This is a genomic window from Streptomyces tricolor (assembly GCF_002155905.1).
GTDB lineage: Bacteria > Actinomycetota > Actinomycetes > Streptomycetales > Streptomycetaceae > Streptomyces > Streptomyces tricolor.
Map to the genome: position 1 here is coordinate 1 of NZ_MUMF01000010.1, position 24,617 is coordinate 24,617.

17 protein-coding genes and 2 pseudogenes are annotated in these 24,617 nt (G+C 74.7%); 14 read left to right on the forward strand and 5 right to left on the reverse strand.

Annotation, left to right across the window (positions count from 1 at the left end; translation table 11 throughout):
* Positions 1–4,250: hypothetical protein (locus tag CCN44_RS00775; RefSeq protein ID WP_086696585.1), on the reverse strand; the 4,250-nt coding region annotated here is incomplete at its 3' end.
* 156 nt (positions 4,251–4,406) lie between these two features.
* Here CCN44_RS00775 and CCN44_RS00780 point away from each other — a divergent pair.
* Positions 4,407–5,372, forward strand: coding sequence for a DUF1152 domain-containing protein (locus CCN44_RS00780; protein ID WP_059246895.1), 966 nt, complete (start codon positions 4,407–4,409; stop codon positions 5,370–5,372).
* Here the strand turns inward: CCN44_RS00780 and CCN44_RS00785 are convergent.
* Together CCN44_RS00785 and CCN44_RS00790 are read right to left on the reverse strand one after the other, a co-directional pair.
* Positions 5,311–6,372 (reverse strand): hypothetical protein, encoded by a 1,062-nt coding sequence (locus CCN44_RS00785; RefSeq protein ID WP_086696586.1) that lies wholly within the window; start codon positions 6,370–6,372, stop codon positions 5,311–5,313. The genes CCN44_RS00780 and CCN44_RS00785 overlap by 62 nt on opposite strands.
* Complete coding sequence (locus tag CCN44_RS00790; RefSeq protein WP_059246893.1) at positions 6,369–6,761, reverse strand: PadR family transcriptional regulator; 393 nt, start codon at positions 6,759–6,761, stop codon at positions 6,369–6,371. The genes CCN44_RS00785 and CCN44_RS00790 overlap by 4 nt, the downstream gene beginning before the upstream one ends.
* Positions 6,762–7,166: 405 nt before the next feature.
* Between CCN44_RS00790 and CCN44_RS00795 the strand changes: the two genes are divergently transcribed.
* The 10 genes and pseudogenes from CCN44_RS00795 (at position 7,167) to CCN44_RS00840 (ending at position 20,851) form a co-directional block, all read left to right on the forward strand.
* A complete protein-coding gene (locus CCN44_RS00795; RefSeq protein ID WP_237481435.1) occupies positions 7,167–8,426 on the forward strand; it encodes a hypothetical protein in 1,260 nt (419 codons plus the stop codon).
* A 27-nt stretch (positions 8,427–8,453) separates the two neighbouring features.
* On the forward strand, positions 8,454–8,741 hold the full coding sequence (locus CCN44_RS00800) for a DUF1232 domain-containing protein (RefSeq protein WP_086696587.1): 288 nt from the start codon (positions 8,454–8,456) through the stop codon (positions 8,739–8,741).
* A 249-nt stretch (positions 8,742–8,990) separates the two neighbouring features.
* A complete protein-coding gene (locus CCN44_RS00805; protein ID WP_059246891.1) occupies positions 8,991–9,605 on the forward strand; it encodes a hypothetical protein in 615 nt (204 codons plus the stop codon).
* A complete protein-coding gene (locus CCN44_RS00810) occupies positions 9,602–10,765 on the forward strand; it encodes a hypothetical protein (protein ID WP_059246890.1) in 1,164 nt (387 codons plus the stop codon). The genes CCN44_RS00805 and CCN44_RS00810 overlap by 4 nt, the downstream gene beginning before the upstream one ends.
* Positions 10,766–10,826: 61 nt before the next feature.
* On the forward strand, positions 10,827–11,981 hold the full coding sequence (locus CCN44_RS00815; RefSeq protein WP_059246889.1) for an MAB_1171c family putative transporter: 1,155 nt from the start codon (positions 10,827–10,829) through the stop codon (positions 11,979–11,981).
* Between the two features lie 32 nt (positions 11,982–12,013).
* Positions 12,014–13,459 carry an NAD(P)/FAD-dependent oxidoreductase gene (locus CCN44_RS00820; protein WP_086696592.1) on the forward strand — a complete coding sequence of 482 codons (1,446 nt, stop codon included), beginning with the start codon at positions 12,014–12,016 and terminating at the stop codon, positions 13,457–13,459.
* Positions 13,460–13,586: 127 nt separating this feature from the next.
* A pseudogene (locus tag CCN44_RS47720) lies at positions 13,587–13,968 on the forward strand (maleylpyruvate isomerase N-terminal domain-containing protein); the annotation flags it as partial.
* A gap of 115 nt (positions 13,969–14,083) precedes the next feature.
* Positions 14,084–16,591: a SpoIIE family protein phosphatase gene (locus CCN44_RS00830; protein ID WP_086696588.1), complete on the forward strand. Its 2,508-nt coding sequence runs from the start codon at positions 14,084–14,086 to the stop codon at positions 16,589–16,591.
* A gap of 131 nt (positions 16,592–16,722) precedes the next feature.
* Entirely contained in the window at positions 16,723–19,461 is a 2,739-nt protein-coding gene (locus CCN44_RS00835) for a SpoIIE family protein phosphatase (RefSeq protein WP_237481433.1), read from the forward strand.
* Between the two features lie 61 nt (positions 19,462–19,522).
* Positions 19,523–20,851: a hypothetical protein gene (locus tag CCN44_RS00840; protein ID WP_208639686.1), complete on the forward strand. Its 1,329-nt coding sequence runs from the start codon at positions 19,523–19,525 to the stop codon at positions 20,849–20,851.
* Positions 20,852–20,863: 12 nt separating this feature from the next.
* Here the strand turns inward: CCN44_RS00840 and CCN44_RS00845 are convergent, their stop codons facing one another.
* Together CCN44_RS00845 and CCN44_RS00850 are read right to left on the reverse strand one after the other, a co-directional pair.
* Complete coding sequence (locus tag CCN44_RS00845) at positions 20,864–21,100, reverse strand: hypothetical protein (protein ID WP_030640804.1); 237 nt, start codon at positions 21,098–21,100, stop codon at positions 20,864–20,866.
* 214 nt (positions 21,101–21,314) lie between these two features.
* Positions 21,315–23,153, reverse strand: a complete 1,839-nt coding sequence (locus tag CCN44_RS00850) for a glycoside hydrolase family 15 protein (RefSeq protein WP_059246885.1) — start codon at positions 23,151–23,153, stop codon at positions 21,315–21,317.
* Between the two features lie 286 nt (positions 23,154–23,439).
* Here CCN44_RS00850 and CCN44_RS00855 point away from each other — a divergent pair, with 286 nt between their 5' ends.
* The 3 genes and pseudogenes from CCN44_RS00855 to CCN44_RS45800 all read left to right on the forward strand — a co-directional run.
* Positions 23,440–23,646 carry a hypothetical protein gene (locus CCN44_RS00855; RefSeq protein WP_059246884.1) on the forward strand — a complete coding sequence of 69 codons (207 nt, stop codon included), beginning with the start codon at positions 23,440–23,442 and terminating at the stop codon, positions 23,644–23,646.
* Positions 23,647–23,886: 240 nt separating this feature from the next.
* Entirely contained in the window at positions 23,887–24,420 is a 534-nt protein-coding gene (locus CCN44_RS00860; RefSeq protein WP_086696591.1) for a hypothetical protein, read from the forward strand.
* Between the two features lie 87 nt (positions 24,421–24,507).
* Positions 24,508–24,617 (forward strand): annotated as a pseudogene (locus tag CCN44_RS45800) (DUF5709 domain-containing protein); the annotation flags it as partial.

Sequence of the window (24,617 nt, forward strand, 5' to 3'; positions counted from 1 at the left end):
CCGACACCGAGCCGCCGCGCGACCTCGGCGACCAGATCCGGGGCGCTGAGCACGGGGTTGGCCTCGTAGCCGCCCGCGGGGACGGGTGTCCCGGCGGCGCGGGCCGCCATCCGGGCCAGACCGTCGAGCAGCGCCCGCAGCCCCGTGATCTCCTTCCGCAGCCGGGGCAGCCCCAGCCGGTCGCTCAGCTCCAGCGCCCGGGCCACCCGCTGCGGTTCCGCGAGGGCGGCGGTCCGCAGGAAGACGTCCCCGCTGGGGACCGCGACGACGAGCGTCCCGTCGTCCCGTGCCGTGGGGGCCTCCGGGACGGTGTCCAGCAGCGGTTCCGGGCAGGGGATCACGGTGCCCGCGCAGGGCCGGAAGGCCGGGTCCTCGGCGGCGGCCCGGGCCAGCGCCGGAGACGGCAGCAGCTCGACCAGCGTGTCCGGGGCGGCGAACCATGCCCGCAGGCGCTCGTACAGTCGCAGCGCCCCCTCGGCCGCGGGATCGCCGACCGGCCGCTCGGTGAGGGCCCAGGCGATCACGGACAGCGTCTCCGTGTGCGGGGCCCGGTCCCGGCGTATCCACGCGCCCGCCGTGCCGTCCGGTCCTGTCTGGTGCAGGTGGAGCCGGCCGGTGCGGCTGCCGACCAGGACGTGTCCGCCCGGTTCGGCCGGCGGGCGGCCGGAGGACAGGGCGCGGGCCCAGTCGGCGCTCAGGCCCAGGTCCGCCTCCAGCGCGTCCGCCAGCTCCTCGTCGACGTAGGGCCGCGTGCCGAGCAGCTCGGCCCAGACGGCCGCCATGCGTTCCGCGGCCCGGACGAGTCCGTCCGCCGTCCACAGGTCGGCCGGGTCGTCCGGGACCCCGGCGGCGAGCAGGGCGCGCCGTCCGTGGGGGCCGAGCCGGCGCCAGAAGTCGTCGTACTCCGCGGCCGTGGTCCTGTTCGCCTTGTAGGGGCGGGAACGCAGCATTCTGGCGTGGTCGTCGTGCCCGGTGCGGCGCGGGAGCCCGGCCAGGGCCAGGGTGGCGACGGGGCGTCGTACTCCGGTGCGCCAGGAGAAGACGGCCAGGGCCTCCGGGGTCAACGGGACCGGTCCGTTCTCCTCGACCAGCTCCACCAGGCGGGTCAGGCGTGCGGCGTCGTCCCGGGTGACGGTGACGGTCTGCTCCTCCTCGGTGCGGGCCGGGGCGGCCGCCGTGGCCGGCTGGACGAAGCGGCGGAGTCCGCCGCGCGCGGGGCCCGCCGCCGTGTCCGGGACGGCGGCCGGCTCCTCCAGCGGGGCCCGGCCGGTGCGCCAGGTGCCGCCGGGTTCGGCGAAGGGCTGCCGGCTCCAGGTCCGCAGCAGGGCGTTCAGCGCGGTGCGCTCGGCCTCGGATGTGGTCTCGACGGCGGCCCGCCAGGCGACGGCGTCGATCCGGCCGAGCAGCACCTGCCATTCCGCGGGGCGTGCCGGCGGGGCCAGGCTGCGGGTCTCGTCGTCGATCTCGCCGCGCAGGAACCGGCCGTCGGCGGCCAGGGCGGTGAGGGTGCCGGCGTGCCGTTCGGGTGCGTGGTCCTCGTAGGCGCGCAGGTCGGGCAGGAGTCCCGACAGGGCGGGGACGAGGGCGGTGTCGGGGATGTCGGCGGGGAGGGTGACGACCGGGCCCGAGCGCATGATGCCGACGCGCCGGGACAGCTCCGCACGGCGGCGCAGCACGTCGGCCGCGAGCCGGGCCGCGCGCACCACGCCGTCCCGCACGCGGGCGTCGCCGGCCTCGGGCAGCAGCCGGGTGACGTGGGCGCGCAGGGCCTCGTCGTCCCGGGTGTCGCGGGCGGCGTCGAGGAGGGCGCGCACGGTGGCGTCGCAGACGGTGCGCAGCGCCTTGGAGGAGCGTTCGTCGCGCGGGGTGAGGAAGTGCCAGAACGCGGGCGGCGGCACGGGGCCGGCCGCCTCGCCGAGGGTGGGCGGACGGTCGCGGTCGCGTCCGGAGGGCGGGACGAAGCCGTGGACCTGCCAGAGCAGCGAGTTGTCCGCGGCGGCGTGGCAGCGGATCGTCGCCTCGCCGACGGTGACGGCGTCCTCGCCGCCCTCGGGGAGGCCGAGGATGCCCCAGGGGTGACGGCCGAAGCGGCGGCTGCGGTAGCGGGCGGTGCGTCCGTCGACCGACTCGAGCCGGAACTCGGTGGGTGAGGGGCCCTGGTAGGGCGTGCGGTTGAGGACGCGGCAGCCGACGAGCCGCCCGTCCTGGCCGAGCGGGGAGGCCGGGGCGTCCTCGGGGAGCACCGCCAGGTACTGGCCGCCTTCGAACTCCTCCATCCCGGGCGGGAGTTCCCGGTCGCGGTGGAAGTCCGGCAGGGCGCGGTCGGCCGCGGGGGCGCCGGTCGCGGGGTCGTACGGCGTCCAGTTGCCGCGGGTGTGGAAGACCCGGGCGCCGAAGAAGCGCCGGCCGTCGCTCATCTGGAAGTCGTGGCCGCCGATACCCTCGCGCCCGCCCGGCCGCAGCACCCGCTGCCCGTCGAACCGGCCGCCGCGGTCCGGGGTCTCGAACTGGTACCCGAAGCCGCCCTGGATCAGTCCGCCGTAGGGCCGCAGGCCGAACCCGTCCCCCGGGATGAACACCTCGTCCGGCCGGTCGGCCCAGTACGCCTGGTCGGCGGAGGAGTTGCGGTCGTCGGTGCGCCAGCTGACGAGGAACTGCCCGCCGACGTAGTGGACGGCGTGCGAGGTCGCCTCGTCCGGCACCTCGAAGGAGCAGGCCGCGCGCGTGCCCGCGGGGTCGACGGCCACGGCACGGCCGCCGCCGAAGACGGTGAGGACGGGCCAGGTGCAGGTGACGCGGAGGGTGTCGGCCGGGTCGAACGCTTCAAGGGCCGCGTCCAGCGCGGGCCAGCCCAGCTCCTCCGGGAGCCCGGCGCGCAGGGCGCGGGCCAGCGGGCCGGTGAGATCCAGCCCGGCCAGCGCCTCCTCGATGCCGTCCAGGGCGACGGCGGTGGGCCGGTCCAGCAGGTCCGACAGTTCGGTGACCGCCTCGTCGGCCGCGGCGAGCCCGCCGCCGCGCAGCGCGCCGAGCAGGCCCTCGATGCGGGTGTGCACCTCGGCGGCGATGCCGGCGTTCTCCGGCAGCCGGGTGATCGCCGTGCCGGTGCCGCGCAGCCTTTCGTGCACCGTCCCTTCCAGGCGGCGGCCGAACACCGGGTGGGCGGCCAGGGCCTTCAGGTCGCGGCGCGACCGGTCGTCCCAGAAGGTCAGCCGTACGGCGTCGCCGGGGTCCGTCACCTCGATGCCCTCGGCGAGGCAGGCGTCCAGGAGGTCGGCGTCCAGGGCCGGCCAGCGGTACTTGTCCTCGTGGATCACCACGGGTGTGCCCGCGGCGCGCAGCCGGGGGGCGAACCGGGTGACGATCTCGAAGAGTTCGGCGGGCATGGGCTGGCTCGCCACGCCTCCGTACGCCACCTTCTGGTGCCGGTACGTGCGCGTGTACCGGCCCAGCCAGCCGGCCAGGCCGCCCTCCGGATCGAGGTGCCCGGCCGCCGCCGCGTCCACGATGCCGCCGCGCAGCAGCAGCCGTAGCCAGGCCGCGGCGTCCTTGCGGGAGTCCGGGAACAGGTCGAGCAGCGCGGCCTGCACCTCGGGGCCTTGCGGATGGTCGCCCAGCGGCCCGGCGGCGGCCTCCAGCAGGGCGTCCGGTACCGCCTTGCCGCGGGCGGCGCCGAGGACGTGTCCGAGGACCCGGGCGTCCTCGTCGGTGCCGAGGCCGGCGGCCCGCGCGGACGCCCCGATCCGGCGGGCGAGGTCGGCGGGGAGGTCTCCGGGGGAGGCCGCCCAGGCGGTCAGCACGCGCACGTACTCCTCGTGTGCCTCCGCGGGTGCCAGCCGCCCGGCCAGCCAGCGCTGATGCTCGCTCAGTTCTTTCACCGGCAGGGCTCCGCGCGCCGCGAAGAGCAGCGCGTTGGCCCGGCGCCAGTCCGGGTCGACGGGCAGCGCGTGCTCCTGCTCCGCCTTGCGGGCCAGGGCGTAGGCCTTGGCCGCGGCACCGCCGGGACATCCCAGCAGGCGGTGCGCCACCGTGTCCCAGAACCAGGGGAGATGGGCGGGTGGCAGCCCGCTCGCCGGCCGCCGCAGCCGCTCCAGGCAGCGCCCCATCTTGGGATACGCGGACGCCACGGCCGCGGACACCTCGTCGAGCAGGGAGACGGCGGTGCTCTCGGCGTCCGGGTCGTGGGAGGCGGCCCAGAGCGCATAGGTCCTGGACCGGTGGGTTTCCGCGGGCAGCAGGTCGTGAGTGAGCATGCGGCGATCTTGGCACGCGGATCGGACACCCGTGCGGGCCTGTGGACAACCGTCGGGGGCGGCCCGCCCCGTCCTGTGGACAATCGGGGTCGTGTCCGGGGCCGTACTCCGGGAAACCCCCATGCCCCGCCGGGGACGCCCTGTTAGGGTCCTGCGGTGTTCTCGCTGTGCGAACCCGCGTTCTTCACCCGCCTGCGCGAGGCCCGTCGCGTGCTCGTCGCCGGTGCCGGCGGCGGCTTCGACGTCTACGCCGGGCTGCCCCTCGCGCTCGCGCTGCGGTCGGCCGGCAAGGAAGTGCACCTGGCCAATCTGTCCTTCGCCGACCTGTACGGGCTGGGCCCGGACACCTGGATCGCGGAGGACGTCGCCGCCGTCCGCGCGGACACCCCGCTGCGCGGCGACTACTTCCCCGAGCGCTCGCTCGCCCGGTGGCTGCGCTCACAGGGACTGCCCGACACCGTGTACGCCTTTCCGCTCACGGGGGTCGTGCCGCTGCGCGCCGCCTACCGGGCGCTTCTCGCGCACCTCGGCGGGGTGGACGCGATCGTGCTGGTGGACGGCGGCACGGACATCCTGATGCGCGGCGACGAGCACGGGCTCGGCACGCCGGAGGAGGACATGGCGAGCCTGGCCGCCGTCGCCGGGCTCGGGGAGGTCCCGCACCGGCTGGTGGTCTGCCTGGGTTTCGGCGTGGACGCCCATCACGGGGTCAACCACGCGCTGGTCCTGGAGAACCTGGCCGCGCTGGACCGCGCGGGCGGCTACCTGGGCGCGTTCTCGCTCCCGCGCGAGAGCCCGGAGGGCGCGGCCTATCTGGACGCGGTGGCGCACGCCCAGCGCCGTCACCCGAGCCGTCCCAGCATCGTGCACGGTTCCGTCGCGGCGGCGGTGCGCGGGGACTTCGGCGACGTCCGGTTCACCGAGCGCACCCGGGGCAGCGAGCTGTTCGTCAACCCGCTGATGGCGCTGTACTTCTGCGTGGACCTGCCCGCGCTGGCCCGTGCCAACCTCTATCTGGGGCGGCTGGAGGACACCGTGCTGATGCGTCAGATCAGCACGGTCATCGCCGAGTTCCGTGACGAGGTGCCCCGGCAGCGACCGCCCCGGGCGTTCCCGCACTGATCCGGGCGAGGTCCCTGCCCCCGACCACGGCGAGCGCCGCGGTCAGCGGGACGAGGACCGCCGTCTGGCCGAGACCGCCGCCGACGACCAGACCGGCTCCGGGGACGTGCAGCCAGGGGTAGAGGGCCGCGACCCGGGCCGTGAGGACGAGCAGGCCGAGCGCGGCCAGGGCGAGGGCGGCTCCGGGCGACGCACCGTCCGTGCGCCGCGCGCGCCACAGCAGCCAGCCGAGAGCGCCCACGACGAAGCAGGTGGCGGGCGCCCACACGGTGTCCGCGGCACCCGGCAGCAGCACGAGGGACCCGCCGGCCACCACGCACCCGGCCAGGAACACCAGACCGGGCGACCCGGCGGGCAGCCGGGCCGCGGGCGCGTCCCGGTGGTGGGCGGCGCCCAGGGCGAGCGCCGGCAGCCAGGCCAGCAGCACCGCCGACGCCTCGTACCACGGCACGCCCGGCGGCAGTGCGTCCCCGGTCAGCGGGCGGGCCAGGGGCCAGAGGGCCGGCAGGGCCGCGCCGAACGCGCTGTACCGGGCCAGCCGGCGGTGGTCGTGCAGCAGGGCGAAGTAGGCCACCGCCCACAGCAGGGGCAGCGTCCAGGTGAGCACGGCGACGACCGTCTCGGTCGTGTTGCGGCCGGTGAATCCGGTGAGGAACATCTGCCGCCCGCTCGCGCCGCGGGTGAACGCCCAGGTCAGTTCGAGGACCCGGTCGACGACCGCGGAGACCGCGAGGAGCAGCACGGCGGACAGGGCGAAGAGGCGGACGGCCGCGCCGAGGAGGGCGTAGCGGCGGGGTGCGCCGGGCGCGCCGAGCCGGCAGCGTACGGCGAGCGCCGCGATGCTGGCCACCTCGCCCAGCGTGGGCCGGCTCTGGTCCTGGAGGTCCCGGTCCACGCCCCACAGGTACGTCTCGACCATCTCCTCCTCCCGTTCGCGCCGGTAGGACGCGGGGAGCAGGCGCAGCACGGCGCGGTAGCGGGTCTCCAGCAGCGTGGTCATGCGAGGCCTCCCGCGAGTCCGGGTGCGGCGGGGGGCAGGAGGCCGGCCGGTCCCTCGCCGGCGGGCCGGGCCGGGGCTCCGGCGCGGCCCGCGGCGATGCGCCGCTTGGCGGCTCCGGCGCCGGCGGCCATCCGCTCGGCCTCCGCGTCGAGTGCCGCCACGCCCTCGTCGGTGAGCCGGTAGTAGCGCCGCAGCCGGCCCTGCTGCACCTCCTCCCGGTCCAGCACGATCAGTCCGTCCGCGGTGAGCCGGTCCAGCACGCCGTACAGCGTGCCGACCCGCAACTGCACCTCGCCGTCGGACAGCTCCTCCACCTCGCGCAGGATGCCGTAGCCGTGCCGGGGCTGGTCGGCGAGCGCGGTGAGGACGAAGAACGCCGCTCGGGTCATGCTCTTCCCTGTCATGCGAACAGAATATATCGGCTGCCGATATATATCGCGCGGGGCGGCATCACGGGGTGTGTCCGGGGGTGCCCGGCGGGCCGGCGCGGGCCCCCGGGGCCGCGCGCGCCGATGGGGGCACGGAGAGCGAGCGGGGCGATGAACGGGGCCCGCCCCTGAGCGGATGGACGGGCGGACCCCGTTCGCCGGACATTGTGGGCGCCGGTCCCGGCGCCCGGGCACGGGTGAACCGCGGTCACCTGACGCGCACCGCGCACACGCCGGGCGTACGGCACACACCCTGTGCGCCGGTCACACACCCGGGCGACGCGCGGGGCCGGGCCCCCGCCGCCGTGTCGTCCCGCCGAGCGGTGATACTGGGAGGCGCACCCGCCCCCATCAGCAGATTGGCTCATGTCGAACTCCGCCGGCGACCGCGCCACCATCCCGCAGACCGTCTGGGCGGCCCGGGGCCGCCACACCGGCCCCGCCCCTGAGGACGTCGTCCGCCGCACCCTGCGGCGGCGCACGGAGAGCGGGGACATCGACGACTTCACCGAGCCGCCCATGAGCGGGGAACCGGACCGGCGGGTCTTCGAGGCGCGCTGGCGGGCCGGCGGCACGGTGACCGTGCGGGCCCGGCTCACCCTCGTACCGGGTCAGGGCCGGCTGCGGGGCCACGAGTGGCGGCTCGTCGCGGAAGCGGAATGTCCGTGGGACGACGCGTGGCCCTCGCCCGCGACCCTGTTCTGGCCCGAGAGCGGCCCGGGCGAGGACGACGACGGCGCCTGGGACCATCACCCGACGGTGGCCGGCCTGCGCTTCCGGCAGGTCAACCCGCTGCCCGAGGACGACAAGGAGATGCGCCGCCGGCTGCGCGACGCGGCCCGCGAGGCGTGGTGCGTCCACGTCGTCGTCCATGAGGCGATGACGCCGGACGAGCAGGGCAAGCTGCCGCTGGCACGACTGCTGCCGCCCGGTCTGCGTGACCGCGTGGTGGAGCACCGGGCCGCCCCGCAGCAGCTGCGCGGCGTCAACTGGGCGCTGAAGGACCTCGGCGTCGAGGTGCCGCGCGGCGGCGCGGTGCTGCTGCCGCCGGATCCGGCGCCGGAGGGCGGCTACGACGGCCGGGAGCACAGCGTACGCAGCGTCTTTCTGGACGGTTCGGAACCGGTCGACCTCATCGCGGCGCTGCGCCGCTTCGTCGCCCTGCCCCGGCCCCTGCCGCAGGGCGCCGAGGAGGCGCTGACCGACCTGCGCGACAACTGGACGCTGCTGACCCTTCAGGAGCAGCTGGAGCGCGAACGGCGGCTGGTCGCCATGTACGCCGAGGCGCTGGAGGCCATGACGAAGTCCCGGGACCTGTACAAGCAGGCCGCCGAGCAGGCGCTGGAGGCCCTGGCCGCCTACCGGGACGTCCCCGCGCCCAGCCTGCCCCAGCAGCGGCCCGCCGCCCGGACACCGACCGCGCTGCAGCAGCTGACGCGGACGTTCGAACGGCTGAAGCTGACGGCCAAGGGACGGCAGCAGCCGGAGTCCGGCACGGACACCCCGCCGAGCGGCACACCGGCCGGCCCCGCGCGGAAGGCCACCGGCATCGAGGCCGACAGCGCCAAGGGCGCCGGCGACGAGAGCAAGGGCGCCGGCGGTGACGCGGGCGACCGGTCGTCGTAGGCGTCCCGCTCGGAGAAGGAGCCCAGGATGGACACCACCACGACCCTGCTGGTGATCGCCGCCGTCGTGGCGGCGGGACTGCTCGCCGTCGCGGTCGGTCTGCTGGTCCGGCTGGTGCGTGCGCGCCGGACGCTGCGGCGGGCGGGGCTGCCGACGGGACCGCGCTGGGTGTTCTGGGGCGCGGTCGCCTATCTGGTGCTGCCCACCGACGCGCTGCCCGACCCGGTCTACCTGGACGACATCGGCGTCCTGCTGCTCGCCCTGCGCAGCCTGCGCGCCGCGCGGCCCCTGCCGCGGGGGACGACCGAGCCCTGACCGGCCGCGCGGCGGTCCCGCCACCGGATGCCCTGCCATGTCGACCGAGTCTGCGCGTCCGTGCGGGTTTTCTCGACATTGTCGACCGGTTGAGGCGATGCGGATACCCTCGCGTACGTCCCGTCCCTGATCAGCGACGCGCGCAGGAGAATGCTTGGTGGCAGCAGACGATGCCCACGCAACACCGGCCGGAACCCCGCGTGCCGAGCTGCGCACTCCCCCTGCTTCCCCGAGCCGGCAGGACGGACGATGACTGCTCTGGCCCGGCTCCGCCGATGGCAGCGGTTACGGCAGCGCGACCGGGAGATGCGTCAGTTCGCCGAGACGCTCATCGCCCCGGTCCGGGACCGGCTGGCCGGCACCGGCGCGGACGACGGCACGTCCGCCGGAGCGGCCCCGGACGATCCCGAGGCCCTGTTCGACGCCCTGGTCGAGTCCGCCAGACAGTGGCGCGGCGGTCGCAGACTCGTGGTGCACAGGGTGCACATCCCGCGTGAGTTCAGGGCCACGGGGATGTGGCTGGAGCGCGCGGACCAGGACGACGTCATCATCGAGCAGGACGCGGAGGTCTGGCACCAGGCGCAGATCTTCGGTCACGAGCTGTGGCACATGCGGCAGAAGGACGGTTTCACCCCCGAGCAACTGGCCGAGGGGGCCTGGGAAGCGCTGGAGGCGGGGCACGCGCACGGCGCGCAGCCGGCCGCCGCCCGCTCTCGTTTCGACGAGGATCCCGAGAAGGAGGCCGAGTTGTTCGGGATCCGGGTGGGCCAGGAGATGCGTGCGCTGATGGAGCGCGATGTGATCGCCGGCGAAACGGCCCGCCGCATCGCGGACGCTCTCAACTATCGGGGGAACCGGAGATGAGCGGGGCGATCAACTACGTGAGCTGCGGCCTGCTGTGGATCGGCCTGCTGGTGAAGCTGCCCGCCCTGATCCGGCACTGGAGCGAGGCGTCGCTGCGGGCGATCAACGGGGTGCTGGCCCTGGCGTCGCTGTGCTTCCTCTTCGGGGCGCCCGCTTCGGTGCGGCTGATCAACCGGGTCAGCGGCGTGCCCAACCTGGCCGCCCCGCTGACGTACGCTTCGATCACCGCGTACAGCGCGGCCCTGCTCCTCATGATCGCCTGCTGGCGCGGTGGCCCCTCACTCCGCCGTACGACGCTGAGCTGGGCCTACGGGTACACAGCCGTGCTCGCCGGGATCGCCGTCCTGTTCGTCCTCGGGGACGCCGGCGAGGAGCGGCGCAGCGACTTCGACACGTACTACGCGACCACGCCCTGGATCTCCGAAATGGTCGTCCTGTACCTGGTCGCGCATGTGACGGCCGTGACGGTCAGTGCCGTCTGGTCGCTGCGCTGGGGCTTCGAGGCGGAGGTCCGTGAGCGGCCCTGGCTGCGGGCCAGCCTGCTGACGATCGGCGCCGGCACGGTGATCAGTTCCGGGTACAGCATCTCCAAGCTGATCGCCGTGGTCGCCCGGTGGACCGGCCGGGACTGGGCGGTGCTCGGCACGTCCCTCCCGCCGCTGTGTGCCGGGCTGGGCGCGGTGCTCACCGTGGTGGGCGTCCTGCTGCCCATGGTCGGCCACCACCTCTCGGCCTGGCGTGACTTCTTCCGGCTGGCACCGCTCGATGCCGTACTGGATCCGGTTCTCACCGAGCGTGCCCTGCGGGTCGAGCGCCCCCGCTCGCCCTTCCTGTGGGGCACCTGGCGCTGGAGCACCATCCACAACGGTCTCCACGCGATCGAGACGCTCTACGACGCCACGCTCTACGACGCCACGCTGGACACGGAGTTGGCGAGAACCGGTGACTGGGCCCGAGCCTCGTCCGCCGCGTGGGCCGCGACCATCGCCGCGGCCGTGCGGCGCAGCACCGAGCCGCCGTCGGAGCCCGCCGGTGCGCCGGCCCGGCTGTCCCCTCCGCGTGACGCCGCGTCCCTGGTGCTGATCGCCGATGCCGTGAAGAGGACCGGGCGTGAGACATGGGCCGTCGAGCCGCGGCCCGCCGAGGCCCGGTCGGTGTGACCGCGGATCCGAGTGCCCGAGTCCCCCCGCAGCCGGCGGATCTGAACGGAGCCCCCGAACGATGAGCCTTGTCGTCTACATGGCGTCTCTGCTGCTGGCTGTGGCCGCCGTCATGCTGCGTCGGCCGCGCCGCACCCCCCGCTCTCCGCTGTCCCTCGCCACCCGGGCCACCGCGTGCATCGCCGCCGTGTGCTTCTTCTGGTCCGCTCCCGTCACGCTCGCCGCCGTCAACCACGCCACGGGCATTCCCAATGTGGGCGCCCCGCTGACGTACGGCTCGATCTCCGCCCTGAGCTGCTCCCTGATCATCCTGCTGATCCACTGGAGGGGCGGGCCGCAGGAGCGGATACGGCGGATGACGCGGATGGCGGTCGCCGTCTACGGCACGCTCATCGTCGCCATCGTCGTGCTGTTCAGCCTCGCCGACGCGCGCACGGAGCGGCTCACCGACCTGGACACGTACTACGCGAACACCCCGTACATGCGGGAGATGATCGCCCTGTACCTCATGGGGCACCTGGCGAGCACCATCGTCCTGAGCGCCGTCTGCCTGAAGTGGGCGCGCGACGAGGTCACCGGGCTGCTCCGCCTCGGCCTCCGGCTGATCCTGGCCGGCCTGCTGCTCGACGCCCTCGGATTCACCCTCGCCAAGGTCACCGCGGTCGTCGCGCGCTGGCTGGGGTACGACCTCGACTTCCTGTCCACCACCGTCGCCCCGCCGGCCGCCGCGCTCGGCGCGCTGATCTACTCCGCCGGATTCGTCCTGCCGCGTCTCGGGTCCGCCGCCGCCGTGGAGCGGCAGAGCCTGGCCACCTACCGCGCGCTGCGGCCGCTGTGGTCGGCGGTGAAGGACCTGGCGGCCACACCGGTCGCGGAACCTGCCTGGTGGCAGCCCTGGTGGCACCTGCCCAGCAACCGCCTCTACCTGCTGGAGGCGAACATCCGCGACGCACTCCTGCAGTTGACGGCGCATTTCGACCAACGGGTGGGCCACGCGGCGTACGCCGCCGCCGTGGAGCGCGGCGAGGAGCGCGAGAGGGCGCGCATCGCCGCGGAGAAGGCGATGATCATCGATGGTCTGCGCCGTGCGTCGGGCCAGGGCGACGGCCCTGCCGATCCACCGGAGAAGTTCCGCGTCACCATCGATCTGGTCGAGCTGGCGCACGCCGTGCACCGCCTCGATGAGGCGGCACCGGACCAGGTGAGAGCCCGGTGACGCCGGCTCAGGAGCACTACAAGGAGAAGCAGTTGTCGCACAGAGCTGTCGTGGTCGGAGCCGGTATCGCTGGGCTGGTGGCCGCCGCGGCCTTGGCCCGCGCCGAGCCCACGCTGCGGATCGTCCTGCTCGACCGGGACGAGCTTCCGGAGGGCCCGGAGAACCGACGGGGTGTGCCCCAGGGGCAGCACGCCCACCTCCTGATGGCCGGCGGGCTGTCCGCCCTGGAGTCCCTCTTCCCGGTGAGGGTGCAGGACCGTCTCCTGGAGGCGGGGGCCCACCGGATCGCCCTCGGCAACGGCATGCTGGCCCGCACCCCGGACAGCGGCTGGATGCGTCGCTGGAGGTGGAACGGCCCGCACATGATCACGTGCACGCGCGCCCTGCTGGACTGGGTCGTCCGGCAGGCGCTGCTCGACTCCGCTCCGAACGTCTCCCTCCACCGGGCCACCGTGGACGGGCTCCTCGGCGATGCGGAACGCGTCCACGGCGTCCGGATCAGCGGAGCGGACCCCGCCCTGGGGAGCGAGGTGAAGGCGGACCTCGTCATCGACGCGAGCGGTCGGGGCTCGGGCAGCCTGAAGTGGCTCAGTGGCATCGGCATCAGCGGCGTCGAGGAGACGAGGCTCGACTCCGGCCTCACCAACGCCACCCGGATCTACCGCACGCCGGCGGGTGCCGAGTCGTTCCCGCTGACGGTGGTGCAGGCGAACCCTTACGACGGCCGGCCCGGCCGCAGCGCCATGGTGCTCCCGATCGAGGGAAACCGGTGGATGGTCAGCGCGGGCGGCACGCGGGGCGGCGAACCCCCTCACGACCCCGAGGGTTTCCTGCGGTACACGCTCAGCCTGCCGCACCCGATCGTCGGCCAGCTGATCTCCGGCGCGGAGGCCCTCACCGACGTGGTGGTCAGCCGTGGCCGCAGCACCTGTAACGCGCGCCGGTACTTCGAGCGAGCGACGCGGTGGCCCGAGCGGTTCATCGTGCTCGGCGACGCGCTGGCCACCTTCAACCCCGCCTACGGGCAAGGCATGTCCGTGGCGGCACTCGGCGCCCGGGTGCTGGCCCGGGAACTGCGGCAGCACGGCCTCACCAGCCCCGGCCTCTCCCGCCGCGTCCTGCACGGTGCGGCCCGCCACGTGGACACCGCGTGGGCCACCGCCGTCGGGATGGACGTGCTGTATCCGGGTGTGCTCGGCGGAGAGCCCGGACTCACCGACCGGGTCGCCGCCCGCTACGCACGCCGGCTGACGCGAGCGGCGACGGGCTCCTTGGACGCGGCGGCGGCACTGTGGGACGTCACCAGCCTCAGGGCGTCCCCGGCGCGCGTCCTCCGGCCGAAGGCACTGCTGGCCGCCGCGACCGGGCCGCTCCTCCCCCCGATCTCCGAACCTCCTCTGAGCCCCTCTGAACGGGAGGTGCTCGACCGGCTGAAGAAGAACGTGGAGAGCCCGGTGACCTCCCGACCCGCCGGATAGCCCTCGCGCCTCCCGATCGTCGGCCGTCTCGGTGGGTGGGCGGTGCCGTGGGGAAAACCGGCGTCCGGGTGTCGGTGCGCGGCGGGAGACAGCCGCAGGGGGAAAGACCCCTGTGCTCTCCGCGCTGCTGCGGCTGATCGACGAGCGCTCCACCGCCTTCCGGGCCGCCGTCGCCTCCGCGCCCGGTCTCGACACGCGGGGCCGGCCTGCCCCGAGTGAACGCCGTTCGGTCTGGTGCGGCACTCGGGCGAGGGGCGTCGCTCCTGGGCCGCCACCGTCGCGGCCGGGCCTGCCGCCGCTCATCCGGTCATGTTTCCGCGCCGGAGGACGCCCCGGCCGCGCCGCGGGAGCGCGAGGCGCTGTGGGACGCCGGCCCGGATCACGGTTGCCGGGCGTGGTGAGGTGACTCGCGGTCGTCACGGACCTGCGGTGCCGTCGCCCGGCACCAGCTCCAGGAGATCGCGGTGCACGCCCGCGACGCCCAGGTCACCCGAGGCTGTTGCCGTCCACCGGCCCGCACGAGCGTGCGGGTTTCCCGGGGTCCGCCCAGGTGCGTTCCGCGCGTCTCGTGGCGCATTCTTGCTGTGTCATCCACCCGGAGGCGCACGGGACGAGGTAGGGCCGATGGCCGGGAGCGACGAGCAGGCGGTCCGTACGCGGGCCCGGCTGACCGCGCTGCTGGCCGATGCCTCGACCGGCGCCGTCGCCGCGGCCGGCGGCCGGGCGGCGGGTGTGTACCTGCGCTCCGGCGTCCCGGGCCTGCTGCGTCTGGCGGTGCTGGTGGGACTGCCGGGTCCGCTGTTCCGGTCCTGGTGGCGGCTGCACGTCGACCGTCCGTTCCCGGTCGCCGACGCCTACCGGCTCGGCGTCCAGGTGGTCCTCCCGAACGCCACCGAGACCATGCGCCGGTATCCGCAGTTCGCGGCCGGTCTGCCCTTCCCGTTCGGGTCCGTGCACGTGCCGGTGCCGGGCGGGGCCGAACCGCTCGGCGTGCTCACCGTGCTGCACCCGGCCGTGTCGGACACCGTGGACGAGTTTCTCGACCGGGACGTCCTGGCCCGGCTGGCCGAGGGCCTGGGCGCCGAGCTGCTCGGCCTGGCCGACGGGGACGAGAGCGCGGTGTTCTGGGACGGCGAGCCGTTGTGCCTGCGCCCGCCCGCGAGCCGGCCCGCGCACGCCGCCGTGGGACGGTTCAGCTGGGACCCGGCGACATCATCGGTGCGCGCGGACGACCGGCTGCACGCCCTCCTCGGGCTGCGCCCGGACGAGTTCCCGGGGACGGCGACGGCGTTCGCGCACGCCGTCGCCCCGTACGACGCCCACCGGATCCTGGCCGCGCTGCGTGACGCCGCCGCCGGCAAGCCGCCGAGCGCGCCGCTGAGCCTGCGCGCCCGGGACGGCACACCCCGGTTGCTGGACCTCTGGCCGGCCGGTGCCGACGGGGCCCGGTCCGCGGTCGGCGGCGTGGTGTTCGACCTCGGTGCGTCCGTCGCCGCGGACGGCGCGGCCGACCTGCTGCCGCAGGGCGTGTTCTGCCTGGACCGGCTGGGGCTGATCGTGTACGTCAACCCGGCGGCGGCCCGGCTCGCGGGCCGGACGCGCGAGTCGCTGCTCGGGCGGCCCCTGTGGGACGCGCTGCCGTGGCTGACCGGACCGCCGTACGACGACCATCTGCGCGGCGCCCTGCTCTCCCCGGAGCCGGTGCACTTCCACGCCGAGCGGCCGGCCGGCGACCCGGACGAACCCGGCGAGGGCGACTGGCTGGCCGTCTCGGTGCACCCCGGCACGGACCTGCTGACCTGCACCCTCGTCCCGGCCAGCCGCGTGGACGCGGCACCGGAACCGGTCCCCGACGTGCCCGCCGCACCCACCACGGTGACGCACGATCACGCGATGGCGCCGCTGTACCGGCCGATCGCCCTCGCCATCGCGCTGACGGACGCGGTGACCGCCCGGCAGGTCTCGGAGGTGGTGATGCAGGAGCTGCTGCCCGCGTTCGGCGGGCGGCGGCTGGCCATCTACCTGCTCCAGGACCGGCATCTGTACCTCGCCTGGGAGACGGGCTTCCCGCAGGGCTTCCTCGCGTCCTTCGAAGGCGTCGGCCTCGATGCCCACCTGCCCGGGGTGGAGACCCTGACCACCGGCCGGCCGCTGTTCTTCGAGTCCATGGGGCAGATCGCGGCGGCCTACCCGGGCATCGCGCTCGACGCGCACGAGGGGGCGCGGGCCTTCCTGCCGCTGATCGCCTCCGGCCGGCCGGTCGGCTCCTGCATCCTCGGCTTCGACTGCCCGCGCAGCTTCAGCACGGAGGAACGTACGGTCCTCACCGCGCTCGCCGGGCTGATCGCGCACGCGATGGAACGGGCACGCCGCTACGACGACGAGGCGGCCCTCGCCCGCGGTCTGCAGCAGGCGCTGCTGCCCCGCCGGCTGTCGGCGCATCCGCGGGTGGAGACCGCGGGACGCTATCTGCCGGGCACCCAGGGCATGGACGTGGGCGGCGACTGGTACGACGTCGTCGAGGCCGGGGACGGGCTCGCCCTGGTCATCGGCGATGTGCAGGGGCACGGGGTGCAGGCGGCGGCCACCATGGGCCAGCTGCGCAGCGCGGTCCGCGCGTTCGCGCTGGGCGACCGGGCGCCGGACGAGGTGCTGAGCGGCACCAACCATCTGCTGATCGACCTGGACCCGGGCCAGTTCGCCAGCTGCTGCTATCTGCGTCTGGACCCCGCCACCGGCCGGGCCCGGATCGCCCGGGCGGGCCATCCGCTGCCGCTGCTGCGCCGCCCCGACGGCCGTACTCGGCTGCTGGACGTCCCGGGCGGGGTCGTCCTCGGCGTGGACCCGCACGCCCGGTACCCGGTGACCGAGCTGTGGCTGGAGCCGGACGCGATCCTCGCCCTGTACACCGACGGTCTGGTGGAGCGGCCCGGAGCCGACATCGACGAAGGCATCGCGGCGCTGCGGCGGGCGCTCGCGGAGGCCGGAGACGCCGTCGGCCGGCGCGGCGGGCGGTCCCTGGCCGGGGTCGCCGACCGGCTCACCGCGACCGCCCGGCACGCCACGGACCGCCCCGACGACGTAGCCCTCCTCCTCGCCGCCCGCCGCGCGCCGCCCTCCCCCGACGGCTGACCGGACGACGGCCAGGCGGCTTCGGCGCACCCCGGCTCCCGTGCCCTGCCCGATGCCCTGCCCTCCGGTCGGGCGCGTCGCCCCGGGTGACGGTCTCGCCTGATCGCGTCGGGCAGTGTAGACATGGGCACATGGTGCGACTGCCCGGCCGGCCCGTGACTCGGCCGCCCCGTCCTTTCGGGCACCCGCGCGCACCGCACAGCCCGTCGCGGGACGCACGCGGCGCGGACGGCAGCCGGCCGGGGGTGCTCCGGTCGGCGGTGACCGGGCGCAGCGTGGCCGGTCAGGTGTTCCTCCTGCAAGTGGTGATCGTGCTGCTGCTGGTCGTCGCGGCCGTGGTGGCCCAGGTGCTCCAGGTGCGGCACGACAGCGACGTCGAGGCCACCAACCGTTCCCTCGCCGTGGCCGAGACCTTCGCCAACGCGCCGGGCACGGTCGCCGCGCTGCGCTCCCCCGACCCCACGGCCGTACTCCAGCCGCGCGCGGAGGCCGCCCGCGAGGCGACCGGCGTGGACTTCGTCGTCGTGATGAACACCGACGGCATCCGCTACACGCACCCCAAGCCCGACCGCATCGGCAAGAAGTTCGTCGGCACCCTCGCCCCGGCGCTGGCCGGCGGCACGGTCACCGAGCACATCACCGGCACGATCGGCCCGCTGGTGCAGGTCGTGGTGCCGGTGAAGGACCCCGGTGGCAAGGTGGTGGGCCTGGTGTCGGCCGGGATCACCACCGCGCGCGTGGGCGGGGCCGCCGACCGGCAACTGCCGCTGCTGCTCGCCGCGGCGGCCGCCGCGCTCGCGCTGGCCACCGCCGGCACGGCCCTGGTCAGCCGGCGGCTGCTGCGCCAGACGCACGGCCTCGGACCGTACGAGATGACCCGCATGTACGAGCACCACGACGCGGTGCTGCACGCGGTCCGGGAGGGCGTGCTGATCGTCGGCGGCGACGGCCGGCTGCTGCTCGCCAACGACGAGGCGCACCGGCTGCTGGACCTGCCCGCGGACGCCGAGCGGCGGCACGTGCTGGAGCTGGGCCTGGACGACGAGACGGCGGGGCTGCTCGCCTCGGGGCGGGTCGCCACGGACGAGGTGCACCTGGTCAAGGACCGCCTGCTGGCGATCAACCAGCGGCCCACCGACCTGCGCGGCGGCCCGCCCGGCAGCGTCACCACCCTGCGCGACTCCACCGAGCTGCGGGCGCTGTCGGGCCGCGCGGAGGTGGCCCGGGAGCGGCTGAACATGCTGTACGACGCCGGGGTGGGCATCGGCACCAGTCTGGACGTGACCCGGACCGCGCAGGAGCTGGCCGAGCTGGCGGTGCCGCGGTTCGCGGACTTCGCGACGGTGGACCTGTTCGACGCGGTGCTGAGCGGGGAGGAGCCGCGGCCCGGGACGGCGCTGCGCCGCGCGGCCTGCGCGGGCGTCCGCAAGGACGCCCCGCTGTACCCGATCGGCGAGCGGATCCGGTTCGTGGCCACCTCGCCGCAGGCCCGCGCCCTGACCACCGGGCAGTCGGTGGTGGTGGAGCGGCTGCGCGACGAACCCGGCTGGCGGGCGCAGGACCTGGAGCGCACCGACCAGGTGCTGGCCTACGGCATCCACTCGCTGATCACCGTGCCACTGCGGGCGGGCAGTCTGGTGCTCGGTGTGGCGAACTTCTGGCGCGCGGAGAAGCCGCAGCCGTTCGACACCGAGGAGCTGGCCCTCGCGGAGGAGCTGGTGGCGCGGGCGGCCGTGTCGATCGACAACGCCCGCCGGTACACCCGCGAGCACAGCATGGCGGTCACCCTGCAACGCAGCCTGCTGCCGCGCAGCCTGCCCGAGCAGGGCGCCCTGGAGATCGCCTACCGCTATCTGCCGGCGCAGGCGGGGGTCGGCGGTGACTGGTTCGACGTGCTGCCGCTGTCCGGTGCCCGGGTGGCGCTCGTCGTCGGGGACGTCGTGGGGCACGGGCTGCACGCGGCGGCGACCATGGGCCGGCTGCGCACGGCCGTGCACAACTTCTCCTCCCTGGACCTGCCCCCGGACGAACTCCTCGGGCTGCTGGACGAGCTGGTGGGCCGGATCGACCAGGACGAGACCCCGGCGACGGGCGCGGCCGTGGTGACGGGCGCGACCTGTCTGTACGCGATCTACGACCCGGTGACCCGGCGGTGCACGATGGCGCGGGCCGGGCATCCGCCGCCCGCGCTGGTGCGCCCGGACGGCGAGGTGGAGTTCCTGGACCTGCCCGCGGGGCCGCCGCTGGGCCTGGGCGGGCTGCCGTTCGAGACGGCGGAGCTGGAGCTGCCCGAGGGCAGCCGGCTGGTGCTGTACACCGACGGTCTGGTGGAGGACCGGGTCCGGGACATCGACGAGGGGCTCGGCCTGCTGTGCGACGCCCTGCGCCGGACGCCGGGCGCCTCCCCCGAGGACACCTGCCGTACCGTGCTGGACCGGCTGCCGGCCCGGCCGAGCGACGACGTGGCGCTGATCGTCGCCCGCACCCGGGTGCTGGGCGACGACCGGGTCGCGCAGTGGCAGGTGCCCACCGACCCGGCGGCCGTGTCGGAGGTGCGGGCCTCGGTGACCCGGCGGCTGGCCGACTGGGGTCTGGAGGAGCTGGCGTTCACGACGGAGCTGATCCTGAGCGAGCTGGTCACCAACGCCATCCGCTACGGTCGCGGCCCGATCGAGGTCCGGCTGCTGCGGGACCGCACGCTGATCTGCGAGGTGTCCGACAGCAGCACGACCTCGCCGCATCTGCGGTACGCGGCGAGCACCGACGAGGGCGGCCGGGGCCTGTTCCTGGTCGCCCAGCTCGCCGAGCGCTGGGGCACCCGGTACACCCCGCACGGCAAGGTGATCTGGGCGGAGCAGCCGCTGCCCTGAGCGTGCGGGGTGCGGGGAAATCCCTTGAGGGCGCTCCGGCCGGCGGGTGATGATCTCCGGCATGTTCTCGCGCAGGAATCGCCGCACCCCCCGGCCCACGTCCCCCGCACTGCTCGCCGCCTGGGAAACCCTGGACGCCGGGGACGTGCCCGGCGCCCTGCGGCAGGTCCGGGCCGCCGGGGAGGAGCAGCCGCTCGCCGAGGTGGCCCTGGTGGTGGGGCGCGCGGCGGGCGCCGCCGGGTTCGCCGACCTCGCCGACGCCGCGGCTGCCCTGACCGCCGCGCCCGAGGAGGCGCGGGCGCTGTACGACTTCGGGTACGCCTGTGTGGAACGCGGCGTGCCGGATCTGGCGATTCCCGCGCTGCGGGAGGCGCTGCGCCGCAGCGGCGGGGCGCTGCCCGTACTGCGGGAGCTGGTGTCGGCGTACGAGGACGAGGGCCGGCACCGGGAGGCGGTGACCGAACTCGTCCGGCACGAGGGGCGCCTCGCGGACTGGCCGGACCGTTATCTGCTGGTGTACAACGCCGTGCTGGCGGGCGATCTGGAGCTGGCCCGGCGGCAGCACGCGCTGCTGTCCGCTCCGGAGGACGCGCAGTGGCAGCCCGCCCGGGACCGGCAGGACCGGATGCTGGCGCGGGCCGCCGACGCCGAGCGGGCGGGCCGCCTCGACGCGGCCGATCTGCGGGGCTGGCAGTACGTGATGGGCGGCACGGTCCTCGGCACGCTGTCCCCGTACGGCTTCGACGAGGGCATGAACGGCCGCTACGCCTGGGTGCAGGACACCCCGGAGCAGTGTCTGCGGGGTCTGCTGCGGCTGCGGAGCCTGCTGGCGGCCACCGGGGTCCGGCCGCGGTCGGTGTCGCTGCTGCCCGACCGGGACTCGCGGATCCTGGGCCTGGCCGCGGCGGAGGTGCTGTGCCTGCCGGCCGAGCCGTTCGCGCCGGGCCGGACGGACACGGTCGTCGTGGCGTACGACCTCGACGGGCTCGCGGCGCACGACGACGGGCCGGAACTGATCGGGGAGCTGTTCGAGCGCGTCCCCGGGCAGGTGCTGCACGCGCACGCGTGCTGCTGGACGGATCCGCCCGCGATCACCCCGGACAGCGCCGCCCTGCTGCACCAGTCGGTGGTGGCGCCGTGGGGCGAGCAGCTGCGCCAGGGCGCCGACGGCGGCATCGAGCGGGGCCCGGCGGACGACCGCCCGGAGGCGGAGATCGCCGCCGGCATCACCGGCGCGGATCCGTCCGCCGGCCCCGGGGACGGCGACGGCCCGGCGGACGGCGACGCCGCGTTCGCCGCGTTCGCCACGGCCGTCGCCGGCACGTGGCTGCGCGGTGACCGGGCGCGTGTGCGGTCCGCCGGGCCCGTCCCCGGTTCCCGGTTCGCCTGAGCGCGGCGGCGGTCAGCCGCCGTTGAGCCGGGAGCGCAGCAACTGCTTGCCCAGCTCGGCGCCCTTGCGGCTGTCGGACTGGGCCTTGCGGAACAGCTCCACGACCTCGTTGTCCTTGTCGCGCTCGGCGTCCTGGATGTACTGCTCCAGGCGCAGGGCGTTGCTCAGGCACGCCTCGACGTACCAGATCAGGTTGTAGTCCTTGTCGCGGGTGCCGGTGACGTCGCCGGTCTCGCTGGTGCTGGTCATCCGGGGTCTCCTCCTTCTGTGGACCCTGTGTCGGTTCCGCTTTCGGCCCCCCGGGTACCCGCGCGACCTGCGGACACACCGCCCGATCCGGACCGGCCCCGCTCATCTCGGTCACGGCACCGGGACGGACACCGTGGGCGGGGCCGCCGACCCCCGCCCGGGGTCGTGGGCACGGCGGTGAGGGATCACGGCCGGGCCGGGCGTGCGGCGGGGTTCAGCCGAGGGCGCGGTCCAGGTTGAACGCGGCGCTGATGAGGGACAGATGGGTGAACGCCTGCGGGAAGTTGCCCTGCTGCTCGCCGGTGCGGCCGATCTCCTCGGCGTACAGGCCCAGATGGTTGGCGTAGGTGAGCATCTTCTCGAAGGCCAGCCGGGCCTCGTCGAGCCGGCCGGCCCGCACGAGCGCCTCGACGTACCAGAACGAGCAGATGGAGAAGGTGCCTTCGTCGCCGCGGAGTCCGTCGGGGCTGGCCTGCGGGTCGTAGCGGTAGACGAGGGAGTCGGAGACGAGGTCCTCGGTGAGGGCGTCCAGGGTGGACAGCCACTTGGGGTCGGTGGGGGCGATGAACTTGGCGAGCGGCATCATGAGCAGGGAGGCGTCCAGGACGTCGCCGCCCTCGTACTGCACGAAGGCGTGCCGGCGCTCCGACCAGCCGCGGTCCATGATCCGCCGGTAGATGGTGTCCCGGGCCTGGCGCCAGCGCCGGTGGTCGGCGGGCAGTCCCCGGCGGGTGGCGAGGCGGATGGCCCGCTCGATCGCGACCCAGCACATCAGCCGCGAGTACAGGAAGTCCTTGCGGCCCCCGCGGGTCTCCCACACGCCCTCGTCGGGCTGGTCCCAGTGGTCGCAGACCCAGTCGACCAGGTGGCACACGTCGTCCCACTGGCCGCTGGAGATGGGCTGGGCCCACTTGTCGTAGAGGTAGATGGAGTCGATCAGGGCGCCGTAGATGTCCAGCTGGAGCTGGCCGACGGCGGCGTTGCCGACCCGGACCGGGGCCGAGCCCTGGTGGCCGGACAGGTGGGGCAGCTCGCGCTCGGGCAGCTCGGTGCGGCCGTCGATGCCGTACATGATCTGCAGCGGACCGGAGCCGTCGCCGCAGCCGGGGCTGACGTGCGTGGTCACGAACCGCATGAACGCCTCGGCCTCGCCGCTGAAGCCGAGCCGCAGCAGCGCGTAGACGGCGAAGGCGGCGTCGCGCACCCACACGTACCGGTAGTCCCAGTTGCGCTCGCCGCCGAGCTGTTCGGGCAGGCTGGTGGTGGGGGCGGCGACGATGGCGCCGGTGGGGGCGTAGGTGAGGAGCTTCAGGGTGAGCGCGGAGCGGTGCACCATCTCGCGCCAGCGGCCCCGATAGCGGGACTGGTGCAGCCAGCGCCGCCAGTAGCCGACCGTGGCGTTGAACTCGTGCTCCGCCTCGGCGTGGGCGCAGCCGCGCGGGGCCACCTCGCCGTCGACCTGGTCGAGGGCGAACACCGCGGACTCGCCCTCGCCGAGCTTGAAGTCGGCGCGCGCGTCCGCGGCGTCGCACTCCAGGGGCACGGTCGAGGTGAGCGCCAGCGACTGGGCGGGCGACTCGAACAGGACCATGCCGTCCTCGTCGCGCAGGGTGTGCGGGGCGGCGCCGTAGTCGAAGCGGGGGGCGACCAGGACGCGGAAGGGGACGGTGCCGCGGACGCACACCACGCGCCGGATCAGCCGGTGCCGGCCGGCCTCGCCGGGCGCGTCCGTGGCGACCGGCATGAAGTCCTGCACCTCGCCGACGCCGTCCTCGGTGAAGAACCGGGTGATCAGCACGTTGGTGTCGGGGAAGTAGAACTGCTTGGTGCGGGCCGGTACGGCGGCGGCCAGCTCGAAGCAGCCGCCGCGCTCGGCGTCCAGGATCGCCGCGAAGACGCTGGGGGCGTCGAAGGACGGGCAGCAGTACCAGTCGATCGTGCCGTTGCTGCCGACCAGGGCCACCGTGCGCAGGTCGCCGATGAGCCCGTGCTCGGCGATGGGCAGGTAGCGGGGGCCGCGGGTGGTGTCCTCGGGATACGGCGTCTCGGCCATGGGCGGCCTCCCGGTGTGCGGTGCGGTCCGGTGAGCGGCTGATGCGAGGGTTCCCGGGATTCCGGAGTTTTCCGGTCTCCGGAGATTTCCGGTCTCCGGAGTTCTCCGGCTCGCGGGTGTTTTCCAGCTTAGGAGCGAGTGGTTCCGGATGGCGTGGGCAGGCGCTCCTCACCCGCTCCCGAGGTGCTTCCGGATGCACGGTGCGCCGGGGAGGGGAATGGTGAAAGTGTGCCCCGTTCGGAGGCACCGGCACGGATGCGGTCATCCGGACCGAGGAGGAGGCATCATGTCGACATCCACACCCGAAGAGTCCCGTTCGTCGGACGACGTCTGCACCCCGGACGCCCTGCTCCACTCCGCGCCCCCCAGGGACGTCACTCCCGAGGACATGGTGATGGCGGCAGGCAGGGACGTCACACCGAAGAACCTCGACTGGGCGCGTCGCAAGCTGGAGTCGGAGGGCCCTGCGGCCATCGAGAAGCTGCTGCCCTAGGGGTCCGGGGAGACACAGGGACACGAACGGGGGCACCGGCCGGGCGTGCGCACGCCCGGCCGGTGCCGTATGCGCGCCCTGTGCTTCAGCAGCGGGTCCGGTGCCGGTGGGATCGCCGGATCGGGTGATCATCATGGGTTCGGCTCCGAGTGCGGCTGAGCCGCCACAGACTGCTGTCGGCGGTGGACGGAGCGCTCTCCACCGTCGTGTTCCGTTGTCCGTAGCTCGGAGGAAAGCCGTATGCGTGCCCTGCGCCGCGCCCTCGTCACCGCTGTCGTGACGTCCCTCAGCATCCTGTCGCTCGCCGCGGTGGATGCGACCGCCGCCCAGCCGTCCCGCCCGGCCGCCGCCTCGGCCCGGGCCGCCGCCCCGGTCCCGGTGGACACCCCGGTCCACCTCGTCGAGAGCGCCACCGACCGCGGCGTCGGATACGAGGTGTACGCCGGCTGGGACTACGTGCTGCTGGCCAACGACAGCGGCAACCCGGGCACCCGGGTCGTCTTCCACCCCCAGGGGGACGGCTACACGATCGAGAGCACCAGCGGCAACTGGGGCGGTTACACGTACTGGCACGTGGTCGGCAACGGCATCAGGCTCGACACGCGCGAGAACGCCACCGTGTTCCAGGTCGTCGCCGGCGGGCGCGGTCTGCTGCTCAAGGACGCCTACGGGAACTACGCCACCTACCCCATCGGCGGAAAGGGCTGGCTCCAGATGTACGCCTCGGTGCTGCCCAACTTCCGCGACTTCGGGTATTTCCGCGTCCAGCAGTAGGCGGCGCCGGCCCGGCGGCGGGCGCGCGCCCTCGGCTCACTCCGGGAGTTCCGTCTCGTCCGGGACCACGTGCATCGCCGCCTCCTCCGCGCCGGCCGCCTGGTGGCCCCGGACGAGGGCACCCACACCGACACCACCAAGGAGGAGGTCGCCCAGGACGTGGGCATCGACGGGGGAGCGGCCGGCGCGGAGGAGGC

Coding starts and splice junctions, on each gene's coding strand:
- CCN44_RS00785 (WP_086696586.1), bottom strand. CDS start 6,372: ATGACCACGCTGCTGGAGACCCGCTACCGCGCCGTGCTGCGCCTGCTC.
- CCN44_RS00790 (WP_059246893.1), bottom strand. CDS start 6,761: ATGACCCGAGCGGCGTTCTTCGTCCTCACCGCGCTCGCCGACCAGCCC.
- CCN44_RS00795 (WP_237481435.1), top strand. CDS start 7,167: ATGTCGAACTCCGCCGGCGACCGCGCCACCATCCCGCAGACCGTCTGG.
- CCN44_RS00800 (WP_086696587.1), top strand. CDS start 8,454: ATGGACACCACCACGACCCTGCTGGTGATCGCCGCCGTCGTGGCGGCG.
- CCN44_RS00805 (WP_059246891.1), top strand. CDS start 8,991: ATGACTGCTCTGGCCCGGCTCCGCCGATGGCAGCGGTTACGGCAGCGC.
- CCN44_RS00810 (WP_059246890.1), top strand. CDS start 9,602: ATGAGCGGGGCGATCAACTACGTGAGCTGCGGCCTGCTGTGGATCGGC.
- CCN44_RS00815 (WP_059246889.1), top strand. CDS start 10,827: ATGAGCCTTGTCGTCTACATGGCGTCTCTGCTGCTGGCTGTGGCCGCC.
- CCN44_RS00830 (WP_086696588.1), top strand. CDS start 14,084: ATGGCCGGGAGCGACGAGCAGGCGGTCCGTACGCGGGCCCGGCTGACC.
- CCN44_RS00835 (WP_237481433.1), top strand. CDS start 16,723: ATGGTGCGACTGCCCGGCCGGCCCGTGACTCGGCCGCCCCGTCCTTTC.
- CCN44_RS00840 (WP_208639686.1), top strand. CDS start 19,523: ATGTTCTCGCGCAGGAATCGCCGCACCCCCCGGCCCACGTCCCCCGCA.
- CCN44_RS00845 (WP_030640804.1), bottom strand. CDS start 21,100: ATGACCAGCACCAGCGAGACCGGCGACGTCACCGGCACCCGCGACAAG.
- CCN44_RS00850 (WP_059246885.1), bottom strand. CDS start 23,153: ATGGCCGAGACGCCGTATCCCGAGGACACCACCCGCGGCCCCCGCTAC.
- CCN44_RS00855 (WP_059246884.1), top strand. CDS start 23,440: ATGTCGACATCCACACCCGAAGAGTCCCGTTCGTCGGACGACGTCTGC.
- CCN44_RS00860 (WP_086696591.1), top strand. CDS start 23,887: ATGCGTGCCCTGCGCCGCGCCCTCGTCACCGCTGTCGTGACGTCCCTC.